The following is an 11605-nucleotide window of genomic DNA, read 5'->3' on the forward strand; positions in this document are numbered from 1 at the left end:
CTATTCCCCCTGAAATCAGCGCTTGATCGAGACGGTGACGGCGCCGAGCTCGCTCGTGCCCTTGGCGGCGCCACGCGCGGCGGCGCCGTTCCAGGTGAAGGGCACCGTGACGACTTCGCGGCCGCCGACTTCGCGGGCCGCCTCGACCATCAGCTTGTAATTGCCCGGCGTGAGCGCGGGCATGCCGCCGCGCCCGGCGACGAGCGTGACCTTGTGGCTGCCCGCCGGGCGCGTGGCGCCGGTGACGCCGTCGGCCGGGAAGGTCATGCCGCGCCCGACCACGCGCCACCATTGGCGCATGTCGCGCAGCCATTTGGTGCCGGCGCCTTCCTTGCTGTTCCCGTCGAAATCATACCAGACCTGGAGGGTGCGCGGCGCGGCGCCCTCCTTCTCCAGCCAGATCGCGACATAGGGCCGGTGATATTCGGCGACCTTGAGCTGCGGAATGGCGATCGACAGGTCGAGCGTCTGCGCGCCGGCTGCGGCGGGAAGGCCCGCCCCGCCGATCGCGGCGAGCGTGAGGCCGGTGATGCGATAGTGCATGGACATGGCTCCCTAGTGGATCAGGAAAATCGCGACGAGCGCGGGGATGACGAGGCCGGCGATGACGAGCGGCCAGGTGCTCTTGCGGTGCCTGGAATGCATCCAGAGCAGCACCAGGCCGGTGAGGGTGAAGATGATGCAGGCCAGCACGAAGATGTCGATGAACCATTTCCACGCGGTGCCGGCGTTGCGGCCCTTGTGGAGGTCGTTGAGATAGGCGATCCAGCCGCGCGAACTGACCTCGCTCGTCACCGCGCCGGTGTCGCGGTCGATCGATATCCAGGCGTCGCCGCCGGGGCGCGGCTTGGCGAGATAGATCTCGCCGGCGGACCATTCGGCCGTTCCGCTCGCATCGATCTTCACCTGGTCCTGCACCCATCTGGCGACATCGGCGGGGATCGGCTTCTTGCTGTCGGGCTGGTCGTCGGCCTTTACCCGGGCGAGCAGGGCAGGCGGCAATTGCGCCGCGCGCTCGACCGATTTCGGCGCGGCCTCGATATCCGCGGCATGGTTGAGCGTGAAACCGGTGATCGCGAAGAGCAGCAGCCCGATCAGGCTGATCGCCGAGCTCATCCAGTGCCAGGTGTGCAATTGCTTCAGCCAGAAGCTCTTCCGGCTGCGTTTCGCTTTGGCCTTGGCCTGCGCTGCCTGGGCGGTGGGGGCGTGCATTTCGGGTGTGTGATTCCGGGGCGATTCGATGCCGGTCCGTAACGCGAACGATTCGCAATTGCAAACCTGATGCAGGGGTGGATCGGGTGGGGAGCGCCTAGGACCAATCGACATTCACCTTCCGCCCCTCCCGCCGGGAAGGAACGGAGCCGAATGTCGATCCGCCCTAGCCCTTCGGGGAGAAGGATGGGTCCAGATCTCGCAAATGCAGCAAAGATACACCGCAGTGCAGCGACGAATGTTTCTTGCCGAGTCTCAAGAAATTACGCAGCTTCCTTCCAGATAAGACTTGGGAGGACTGGATGTCGGCACTTTATATCGGTCTGGCGGTGGTGTGCGTAGTCGGGGTTTCGGCCTGCCTTGGCGGCATGTACCTCATCCTGCGGAGCACGCCATCGGCGGCACGGGCCGACTCCGAAGCCTGACAGCGACTTGATCCTCGGGGCATGAGAGCCCGGCCGGTCCGCAGGGGGACCGGCCGGGCTTTTCTCTAGCGGGCGAGGAGCACGCGCGCCTGGCCGGCGATCTGCGCGAGCATCGCCGCGTTCGGCACCGCGGCCTGGCGAGCGCGGCGGACCAGGGCCGTGAATTGCTCGACCCGCGCGGCATTGGCGGCCAGCCAGGCATCCACCGCGGCCTGGGGTTCCGCGGCCTGGCCGCGGCTCAGGAAGTCGAGGCGGATCTGCTGGAAGTCGCGGGCGAGGCCCGCGATCAGCAGCCGTTCCCACACATCGCCGGTGGTGATGCGCGCGGCGGTCGACTGGGCCCAGTCGAGCCCCAGGGCCTGGCCGAGCGACGTGAAGGCGCGGGTGAGCGGCGTCACCTCCAGCCCCATGCTGACGCCGAGATCGGCGAGGCCGACCGCGCCGTCCAGCTCGAACAGCTTGACCACTCTGGCGACCAGCTCGCTCGGCGCGCCGGCGGCCTCGAGCCGCGCGGAGATGCGGCTCGACTGCGCCTTGACCTCGTCGAGCAGCAGGCCCTTGGCGGCCTTGTCCAGCGCGTCGATGCCGGGTTTCAACCGGTCGATCACTTCGGCGGGGCTGGCGCCCGGCGGGGAGACGCGGAGCAGGTCCGCCACCTGGCCGCGCACCGCCACCGCCATCTCGTCGAGCAGCGCGATGCGCGCGCCTTCGGAGATCGGGGCGGTTTCCACCGCTTCCCACAGCGCGGGCAGGCAGAAGAGCCGCTCGGCGACGACGAACATCGCGGCGATGTCGGCCATGGCCGCGCCTTCCTCTTCGGCAAGCTCGAAGGGGTGGAGCACGCCGAGCCGGTTGATCACGCGGTTGGCGAGCTTGGTGGCGACGATCTCGCCGCGCAGGCGGTGCTCGTCGATCGCCTTGCCGAACTTCGCCTGCATCGCCTTGGGGAAGGCATGGCGCAGATCGCTCTCCAGCGCCGGATCCTGGCCTAGCCCGGTATGCTCGATCGCATCCTGCAGCGCGAGCTTGGTCGAGGCGAGCAGCACGGCGAGTTCCGGCCGGGTCAGGCCGTTCTTGTCCTGGGCACGACGGAGCAGTTCCTCGTTGCTGCCAAGGCCCTCCACGGCGCGGTCGAGCCGGCCCGAGCCTTCGAGGATCTCGATCACCCGGACATAGGAGGGCAGCGCGACATAGCCGTCATTCTCCATGAAGGAGAGCGCGAGCGTCTGCAGGCGGTTGTCCTCGAGCACCAGGTGCGCGACGTCGTCGGTCATCGCGGCGAGGAGCGTGTTGCGGTCCTCGAACGCCAGGCGGCCCTCGATCATCTCGCGGTTGAGCGCGATCTTGATGTTGACCTCGTTGTCCGAGCAGTCGACGCCGGCCGAATTGTCGATGAAGTCGGTGTTGATGCGGCCGCCCTGCGAAGCGAAGGCGATGCGCGCGGCCTGGGTGACGCCCAGGTTCGCGCCTTCGCCCACCGCCTGGCAGCGCAGCTGCTCGGCATTGACGCGCAGCCGGTCGTTCGCCGGATCGCCGACCTCGCCGTTACTTTCGGACGCGGCCTTGATGTAGGTGCCGATGCCGCCGAACCAGAGCAGCCCGACCTGGGCCTTGAGGATCGCCGAGATCAGCGAGGTCGGGTCGATCTCGGTAAGCTGCAGTCCGAGCAGGGCCTGCACTTCCGGGCTGAGCGGGATCGACTTCTCGGTGCGCGGGAATACGCCGCCGCCCTTCGAGATCAGCGCGGGATCATAGTCCGCCCAGCTCGATCGCGGCAGCGCGAACATGCGGGCGCGCTCGCCCCAGCTCCTGGCCGGATCGGGATCGGGGTCGAGGAAGATGTGGCGATGGTCGAAGGCGGCGACCAGCTTGATCGCCTTCGACAGCAGCATGCCGTTGCCGAACACGTCGCCCGACATGTCGCCGCAGCCCGCCACGGTGACGGGCTCGGACTGGATGTCGGTGCCCATCTCGAGGAAGTGGCGGCGGACCGAGACCCAGGCGCCCTTGGCGGTGATGCCCATCGCCTTGTGGTCGTAACCGTGCGAACCGCCGGAAGCGAAGGCGTCGCCCAGCCAGAAGTTGCGCTCGGTCGCGATCGCGTTGGCGACGTCGGAGAAGGTCGCGGTGCCCTTGTCGGCGGCGACGACGAAATAGGGATCCTCGCCGTCGAGGATGCGCACGCGCTCGGGATGGACGACCGCGCCCGACACGATGTTGTCGGTGATCGACAACAGGGTGCGGATGAAGATCCGGTAGCTTTCGGTCCCTTCGGCGAACCAGGCGTCGCGATCGGTGGCCGGGGAGGGGAGCTGCTTGGGATAGAAGCCGCCCTTGGCGCCCGTGGGCACGATCACCGCGTTCTTCACGCGCTGCGCCTTCATCAGGCCCAGTATCTCGGTGCGGAAATCGTCGCGCCGGTCGGACCAGCGCAGGCCGCCGCGCGCGACCGGGCCGGCGCGCAGATGGATGCCCTCGACCCGGGGGCTGTAGACCCAGATCTCGCGCCAGGGGAGCGGCTGGGGCAGGCCCGGCACCTTGGCCGAATCGAGCTTGAACGCCAGCGCTTCCCTGGCGGCCGGGGCATAGGCGTTGGTGCGCAGCGTCGCGAGCACGACGCCGCGGATGGTGCGCAGGATGCGATCGTCGTCGATCGCCTGGACCTGGGCCAGGCCGGCCTCGATCGCGGCGGCGGCGGCCTCGATCGCCGCATCGTCGCCCGCGCGGGCCGGGTTGTGCGCGGCATCGAAACGCTCGATCAGCGCATTGGCGACGCCCGGCGCCCGGCGCAGCGCGTCGACCACCGTGGCCATGCCATAGTTCATGCCGGTCTGGCGCAGATAGCGGAACCAGGCGCGGAACAGCACCACCGATGCCGGCTTCATGCCGCTCTCGACGATCAGCCGGTTGAAGCTGTCATTCTCGGCATTGCCCTCGAGCACGGCGGCGAGCGCTTCCTCGATCACCGCGGCATCGCCCTTCAGCCCCGTGGCCGAGACGGCGAAATCATGGACGAAGGCGCCGCCGGTGAGCGCGGTCGGCACTTCCTCGATCACGCGGAAGCCGAAATTCTCGAAGGCGGGCACCGCGTCGGACAGCGCCAGCGCGCCGCCCTGGGCATAGAGCTTCACGCGATATTCGCCGGCCTTGCCGTCGATGGGGGTGATCCGCACCGAGCGATCGCCCGGATTGTCCAGCCGGGCCAGGTGCAGGATGTCGCGCGCCGCTTCCTCGGGCGTCGAAGTGGTGCGATAGGCGGGCGGGAAGGCATGCGCATAGCGCAGCGCGAGGCGCGTGGCGCCGGTCGGCCCGGTATCCTCCATCAGCGCGGCTTCCACCGCGGGCACCCAGCCGCGCATCATCCGCTCGAGCTGATTGTCGAGCGCCTCGGCGTCCGGCATGGTGCCGCCCGCGCGCAGATCGAGCGTGTAGCGCAGCAGCGCGACCTCGCCATCCTCGAGCGCGATCGACCAGTTGATGATCTTGGCATTGGCGGCTTCGGCGAGCAGCTCGCCCACCGCTTCGCGCCGCGTGGTGGTGACTTCGTCGCGCGGCAGCCAGACGAATGCGAACAGGTGCCGGCCGAGCAGGCTCTTCACCAGCACCAGCTTGGAGCGCGGACGATCGGCGACCGACATGGTGGTGAGCACGAGATGCTCGAGCGAATCGGCGTCGAACGCGGTGGTCAGGTCGTGCGGCAGTGCCGTGAGCGCATGCTGCATCGCCTTGCCGGTATGACCCTTCGGATCGAAGCCGAACTTGCGCTCCAGCCCCTCGAGCCGGGCCCGGAGCACCGGCACTTCGTCCGGATTGGCGAACAGCGCGGCGCTGGTCCACAGGCCGGCATGGATCGACAGGCCGGTCACTTCGCTGCCGGTGAGGATCGGCACCGCCACGATGTCGAGCGGCACGCGGCGATGGACCGGCGAGATCGAGTTGGACTTGAGGAGCAGCGGCGCTTCGCCGCCCTTGTTGAAATAGTCGACCGCCGCCTTGCGCGAGGCTTCGGCGAGGATCGGCGTGTCGAGCTCGTAGCGGGCGAGGCCGAGCTTGTCGGAAACGCTGCCGTCGGTACGCCAGGTCTCGTGCCCGAGCAGCGTCATCGCGCCTTCCTGGAACCAGCGGAGCAGCTTGGCGCCCTCGCGCGAGCCCACGGTGGCGGCGTCCGAGCCGACCGCGCTCTGCAGCGCGCGCCAGTCGTTCACGGCGTCGCGGACCTGGGCGAGCGTGCGTTCCAGCTCGGCGACCAGGCTGCGCCGGGTGCGCGCGTCGGCGCGTTCCATTTCGATGTAGATCATCGATTCGCGCTTGCCGGCGCCGATCGATTCGAGCTTGCCCGCCTTGTCGCGCTTCACGGCGATGACGGGGTGGATGATGCGGAAGACGGCAATGTCGTAGGTTGCGATCGCGCCCGAGATCGAATCGACGAGGAAGGGCATGTCGTCATTGACGACGGCGAGCCGCATCCGGCGGCTCTCCTCGCCCTGGAAGGTCTCCAGTGCGACCTTCGCGGTATCGGGGGGGCGGACTGCGGCGGCTTCCGCGACGAAATTCGCCGCTTCGGCCCGCTCGGCCTCTCCGAAATCTTCCAACTCTCCCGGCAGCGCCCCTTCGAGCAACCGCGCCTCGAACGCCTGCGTCAGCGACGTCATCATGCTTTTCATGGCAGTACCGCCTACGCTTGTGCGGTGACCGGCTCAAGACTCGTTCCGTAAGAAAATTACAAACATGCCGACATTGTTGCGGAGGCGAACGAAAGTGTCGGCGAGGCGGGTCTGACGGCCTCGCGCATCCCCCGCTTCGGCGGAGTCGCCGGACGGACGCGAATGGCGATCCGGCTTAAGCTGCGGCCTTGCGGACGGCGCGTTCGGTGAGCGGGCTGTCCTCGACCCTGGCGACGATGTCGAGGCCCTGCTTGCCGGCGCGGGCGAGCAGCACGACGAACTCGCTGTCCGCCGGAATCTCGAACGCGATGTCGATATGGGCGAGGGGCGGGCGGCTGCGCAGCTCGGCGGCGATCTGGGCGAAGAGGTCGGGCTTGGGGGCGGGACGGCGATAGGCCCGCTCGGCCTTCACCACGCCCTTGATGCCGCCTTCGGCCGCGTCGAGAAAGGCGTCGAGCCCGCCCTGCGACACCCCGACCCGCCGGGCGTGGCTGAGCACGGCGGCGAATTCGGTGATGCGGGTCTTGTCATAGTCGGCGCCGAAGACGAGCTTGACGGCGGGAGTCATCGGCGCGCGTGCCTGGATGGTGAGCCCGGCATCGGCGAGCAGCGCGGCATAGCCCTGGGCGTCGTCATCGGCGGCGAGTGCGAAATCATAGGCGCGGGCGAGCGCGCGGTAGAGCGCCGAGCGGCTGCGCGTATCCGAAGCGCGCGCGGCGGCGGCCGATTCGCGGGCGAGCAGCAGCTTGTCGGCCAGGCTCGCATCGCCGGCGACCGGCGATTCGGCGGCCGGTACTTCGTCGGCCGGCGCGTCGAAGCTTGCGCTCGGGCCATCGGCCCAGACCGGCGCGGCGGCGAGGCTGCGCGGCGCGGTGCGGCGCGATTCCTCCACCTCGGCTTCGAGCCGCGCCTGGGTTTCGGCGTCGACCAGTTCCTTCCAGTTGATGACGCCGTAGATGAAATCGATCGTGTCGGCGTCCGAATCGGCGCCCGACGAGAAGGGCATCAGGATGCCGCGATAGAGCGTGTTGTGCCCGCGCGTGCCGACGAACTCGGCTTCGAAGCCGATCGGCGCGCGGTTGGCGATGATCTGGAGATAGTGATCGGTCAGGCGCGACAGCAGGGAGCGACTGGGCACCTGGGCGACATGGGTGATCGAGGTGTCGAGCCCGGTCTCCTCGCGCAGCGCGCGGCCGAGGAAGCGAATCGCGGGATCGTCGACGCCCTTGGAGAAATCGAGCAGTACGCTGTGTGCGCCAAAGTCCATGATGTTGTCCGGATCGAGATCCTCGATCGACGGATAGGCGCGGCCGCGGAGCAACGAGACCCAGTGGTTGTAGGCGCGCACGTGCATCCGGCGCTCGTCGGTGCCGATCGCCAGCGCGCGATCGTTCACGGCTTCGTCCGTCGCCTCGCCCTCGGGGTTCGAGTCGAGCGGGTGGTTGATGCCGCGCGCCATGTCCATGCCAAATGCTCCACTCGAGGCGGTACGCCCCCTTCATTCGTGGAACCGCTTGTGCACGCTGTGTGGTAAACGACGCGTAAAGGCGGCGCTTTTCCCGGCCTGTTCGCGGCAAGGCTTTCGCAACGCTTGTCAGCTAGGAAACATGCTGGTAAGCGCGCCGCTCCTTCGGGGCTCCGCGCCCCTTGGTTGGCCGCCTTAGCTCAGCTGGTAGAGCATCGCATTCGTAATGCGGGGGTCACAGGTTCGAGTCCTGTAGGCGGCACCATCCATTTCCCAGCGTTGAAACTAGGACGAGCGGGCGCCCCCGCTTGCGGGCGGATGTTCGGTAGATCCTGTCTGCCACTCTTGGGAAAGCTTGTACGAATCGTGGAGAAAGCGCTGCAGGCTGCTCCAGTCGTTGCCGAGCACCAGCCGCCGCAGCTTCACCACCAGGCTGTTCCCCGTGCGCGATGCCACCAGGCCGATGGGCAGGAAATGCCGGCAACCGGCCGAATGGAGCACGAGATTGTGCATGATTCGGGCAGTGCGCCCGTTGCCGTCGAGGAACGGATGGGCGTGAATGATGCCGCCATAAGTCACCATGGCGCAGGTGGCCGGCCATTTGTCGATATGCATGCCGACGAATTGCGCCAACTCCGCCATCAGGCTGTCGCACAGCCGCCAGTCCGGAAAATGCGTAGCGGCACTCTTGTCGTACGCGGCAATGCGCACGCCCGAGCGGCGGAAGGCGTTCGCGCCGGCGCGGCAGCGGCGATGCACTTCGATCGTGTCGCGCACGAACCGGGCTGGATCGCGGTAGCTGATATCGGGATTTGCGCGGAGGAAGGCGCGGTAGATGTCGAACTCCAGGCGCGTACGCCTCCGTGCTTCCTCCGCCCTTTCCGCGGGCGCCGCGCCGAGGACATGGGGTTCGAGTTCGTCGTGCAGCCCGGCGAGGGCGGCAATGCGCTCATCCGGGGTATGCGGATAGGACGCCATAAGCCGCTGCATGGCGTCCGCGTCCGTGGGCTGCAATTGTATCACAACCGCTTCAAGCGCGGCGCTCAGGACAGTAAAATTCGAGATGCCTTCAAGTGAGGGGAATTTCAAACGAAGAAGCGTGTCAATAACTTTCTCGCCATCCACAAATATTACCCATTTATTACAGCGGGTAGAATATAATTTCAGATATGAATTTGCAAATCATATTTGAAAATAGCTAGATTGAGATGCGAATCGCGGTTCGCATTTTTGCGGCAATGGAGGTTGTTCGTGAGGGTATTGACCGAATTCGAAATGGCGCTCGTTGCGGGCGGGGCCAGGAGCTCCGAGATCATCGTGAAAGACCCGAGGGATCGCGATGATCGTCCGCCGCCCGACTGGAACGAAGTCTGGGACAACGACCCGCCCTATGACGGCGGCAACTATGACAACCCTGACGGCGCCTATCCTTCAGGCGGCGGTTCTCCGGGCAGCGTTGCTATCGCGGGCGGTGGCCCGGGTGTTAACGGCCTGATAGATTCAAAGCACATCAAGAAACTGTCTCCGACGGGCTCGGTTATTCAATCGAACGGCTATGTGCTGGTCGATTTCAACCGCGATGGCATCTTCGACATGGCATGGCAGCACATCAGCGGCAAAGGTTGGGAGATGTCGGCCGACGGCAAGCTCTGGACCCCCGACAGAGATCCGGGCGGGCCGGCCGTCTTCATTGCCAACCCCCCGCAATAATCACTCCCCACAAGCAGAGGCGGACCGGGTGTTCGCCTCTGCACTAGGAACCGTGCATGCGCCTGCTTCTTTCGGCACTATTGACGTCCCTGGCTACGATGCCTTCCGGGCAGGATGTCCCCGGCGAGATCGAGGGATTCAAGCTCTATCTTCTCCCGGAGTCGAGCGCGAGTTGTTACGAGAACCGATTGATGGTCGACCCGACATCTCGACGGGTAGTTACCTGGACTTCGCCGCGGGACCTACGCGACTTCGATTCCGTGATGCCGCATTCGTTCCAGATCATGAATCTTCCGGATGACGGAACGGCAACGCCGGTGATCGTGATCGGGACCAATGCGCGGGTCGAGCCCTTGCGCTGGAGCGAAAGCGGGGATCGGCTGCTGTTCCGCGTCGATGCGCGCGGCACCGGCTTCTATCTTGCCGACCAGCAGCGTGTCGAAGTCGGGCCGCGCATGGATCCTCTATGGGAAGAGGTGAAGATCGAGGCGGTGGCGAACGGCGATCTTGCCTTTCACCAGCGGCCCGAGGCGCTGGCCCTGCTGCGCCGGGTCCGGGCGGATGGCGAGCCCAGGCGCGTGCTGCTTGCCCAGGGGGCGACGTCCGCGGCCCTTCTCGCCTTTCATTGGCGCAATCAGTTTCGCCTGACCGCCTATGCCGGCACGCGGCGGTGGGAGACGGGCAAGAACATAGCCTTCACTTCGGCGCCGCTGCTGATGCCGGGGACGGCGCGCGTGCGGCAACTCGGCGAGCAGGAGGCGGGCCGCCCCTTTCTGCCCTATGCCCTGCCTTTTCTCGATCGGCGGCTGGGTGCCATCGCCGGGCGGTTCGGGATCACGCGGATCGAGCCGCTGCGCGGGCGTGCAATCGACCTTGGCAAGCATTTCGGCCAGCTCACGGCGATCGCGGACGTTGCCGCAAATGGCACGACATTGTTCGCGCTCGTCGACCTGGAGCGGGAGCGGCGCGTTGCCCGTATCCGCGACGGCAAGATCAGCAGCTGGCTGCTCTGCGAGAAGAAGCCGTTGCCGATCCCGATCAAGCTGCCGCCCGATGACTCGCTTCCCGCCGATACGCCGGTTGTCCGCAGCGAAGTGCCGTTGGGGCCGGGCATGGGCCATGCCTTTGCCACGCTGTATCGGCCCGTGCATGCCGATGGCCGGTTGATCGTCTATTTCCATGGCGGCCCGACGATCCCCTTCTCGCTCGATGCCGTTCCCTGGGGTGTCCGCGAGGCTGCGGCGAGCGGGATCTCGATTCTTGTCGTGGAATATTCGGGCATGCAGGGCGGTGGCGCCGCGCTTTCCGAGCGATTGCCCAGGCTCGGCATCGCTGCATATCGGCAGGATGTGGACCGGGTAATGCGCTGGGTGGCGCGCAGTCCGTTTCAGCGCCGATACCTGCTGGTGGACAGTTTCGGCGGCATACCCGGCGTGCTCACCGCGCGTTATCATGCGGCGCTGTTCGATCACATGTTCTTCCGCGCGCCCGCGCTGACACTGCATTCGCCCGAAGAGACGCTGCGGGATCGGGAAGGTTTTGCCAGGGACAGAGTATCGCCCGAAAGCCAGCGTGAATTCGAAGCCGCGATATATGGCGGCGATGCCGGCCGGGCGCGCTTCGTTGCGGATCTTCGCGCCGAGGTGAGCCAGCTGCGGCCGTCGTCGCGCCTGTCCTTCTATTTCGGTACCAAGGACGGAGCGTCGCAGCCGGGCGACCTTCCCGCGCAGTTCCACGGCCGTCCCGAGGTGATGATCGTGCAATCCACGCATGGCATGCTCGCCAATCTGGAGGAAGTGGAGCGGGACATCGCCATGAAGATGGCGTGGCCGGGCCGGCAAGAGCAGTTGAAGGCGCCGTGACGGATTCGATGGCGCCCCCCTTTTCCAGCGGCATCGGCGAGCATCTCCTGGCGAGCGGGCGGGCCGCTTGAGCGCGTCGATACGGCGCCTGCTTCGTGGCTCCCGCGTCGTCGCCCCAACCGGGAACGCGGCGCGCCTTCCATTCTGCCGAGAAATTTCGATCCGCTCCTAAACGATCGCGAGATTCCTCCGATTTGGATGTGAAGGGGCGGCGTGTCGTGCCGTCCGGGTTGATGTTTGGGGGAACGGATGGTTGCGATCTTCACG

General features: G+C 66.7%; 7 protein-coding genes and 1 tRNA gene. 3 read left to right on the forward strand and 5 right to left on the reverse strand.

The genetic code is table 11. The features are described 5' to 3' along the window. Window positions 1–15 precede the first annotated feature (15 nt). From CAP40_RS05905 to CAP40_RS05920, 4 genes are all read right to left on the reverse strand, one after another. Window positions 16–549: a DUF2271 domain-containing protein gene (locus tag CAP40_RS05905; protein ID WP_086128357.1), complete on the reverse strand. Its 534-nt coding sequence runs from the start codon at window positions 547–549 to the stop codon at window positions 16–18. A 6-nt stretch (window positions 550–555) separates the two neighbouring features. Continuing rightward, the gene (locus CAP40_RS05910) at window positions 556–1212 is read right to left on the reverse strand and encodes a PepSY-associated TM helix domain-containing protein (RefSeq protein WP_086128358.1); all 657 of its coding nucleotides are present in this window, start codon (window positions 1210–1212) and stop codon (window positions 556–558) included. 490 nt (window positions 1213–1702) lie between these two features. Then, window positions 1703–6292 (reverse strand): NAD-glutamate dehydrogenase, encoded by a 4590-nt coding sequence (locus tag CAP40_RS05915; protein WP_373384850.1) that lies wholly within the window; start codon window positions 6290–6292, stop codon window positions 1703–1705. A 184-nt stretch (window positions 6293–6476) separates the two neighbouring features. Beyond that, window positions 6477–7766 (reverse strand): hypothetical protein, encoded by a 1290-nt coding sequence (locus CAP40_RS05920; protein ID WP_086128360.1) that lies wholly within the window; start codon window positions 7764–7766, stop codon window positions 6477–6479. A gap of 189 nt (window positions 7767–7955) precedes the next feature. Between CAP40_RS05920 and CAP40_RS05925 the strand changes: the two genes are divergently transcribed. Further along, window positions 7956–8031: transfer RNA gene (locus CAP40_RS05925), tRNA-Thr, on the forward strand. A gap of 20 nt (window positions 8032–8051) precedes the next feature. Here CAP40_RS05925 and CAP40_RS05930 read toward each other — a convergent pair. Beyond that, complete coding sequence (locus tag CAP40_RS05930; RefSeq protein WP_144034236.1) at window positions 8052–8891, reverse strand: Fic family protein; 840 nt, start codon at window positions 8889–8891, stop codon at window positions 8052–8054. A 126-nt stretch (window positions 8892–9017) separates the two neighbouring features. On the opposite strand from CAP40_RS05930, the gene CAP40_RS05935 reads away from it, so the two are divergent. Together CAP40_RS05935 and CAP40_RS05940 are read left to right on the forward strand one after the other, a co-directional pair. Continuing rightward, window positions 9018–9476 carry a hypothetical protein gene (locus tag CAP40_RS05935; RefSeq protein WP_144034237.1) on the forward strand — a complete coding sequence of 153 codons (459 nt, stop codon included), beginning with the start codon at window positions 9018–9020 and terminating at the stop codon, window positions 9474–9476. Window positions 9477–9760: 284 nt separating this feature from the next. Further along, window positions 9761–11338 carry a hypothetical protein gene (locus CAP40_RS05940; RefSeq protein WP_179187923.1) on the forward strand — a complete coding sequence of 526 codons (1578 nt, stop codon included), beginning with the start codon at window positions 9761–9763 and terminating at the stop codon, window positions 11336–11338. The last annotated feature ends 267 nt before the right edge of the window (window positions 11339–11605 follow it).

The organism is Sphingomonas sp. IBVSS2 (assembly GCF_002127225.1).
Classification (GTDB): Bacteria; Pseudomonadota; Alphaproteobacteria; order Sphingomonadales; family Sphingomonadaceae; genus Sphingomonas.